This is a genomic window from Frankia sp. AgPm24 (assembly GCF_023243055.1).
In the GTDB taxonomy this organism is placed as follows: domain Bacteria; phylum Actinomycetota; class Actinomycetes; order Frankiales; family Frankiaceae; genus Frankia; species Frankia umida.
The window spans coordinates 1-248 of record NZ_JALKFW010000125.1 but is presented as its reverse complement, the minus strand read 5'-3'; the positions used below and the strand labels follow the sequence as shown (position 1 = coordinate 248).

At 68.5% G+C, this 248-nt stretch carries 1 pseudogene; it reads right to left on the bottom strand.

Annotation, left to right across the window (positions count from 1 at the left end):
- Nucleotides 1-248 (bottom strand): annotated as a pseudogene (locus MXD61_RS05940) (ATP-dependent DNA helicase RecG); the annotation flags it as partial.

The following is a 248-nucleotide window of genomic DNA, read 5'->3' as shown; positions in this document are numbered from 1 at the left end:
GGTACCGGAAGCGCTCCCGGGCCTGCTGCCATTGCCCCGCATCGGCCGGCCGGTGGATCATCCGGAAGGCCTCGGGCAGGCCGATGAACCCTTCCCGGCGGGAGGTTTCCTGCGGTACTGGATCCGGGAAATCGTCCAGTTCCACGGCGTCCAAGAGCGCAGCGACCGCGTTGCCGATTTTCCAGCTCGGCAGTTTCGCGGTGGCCGGGTAGACCGGGATCGGAGCCTTGGCCAGCTCGGCGTCCACC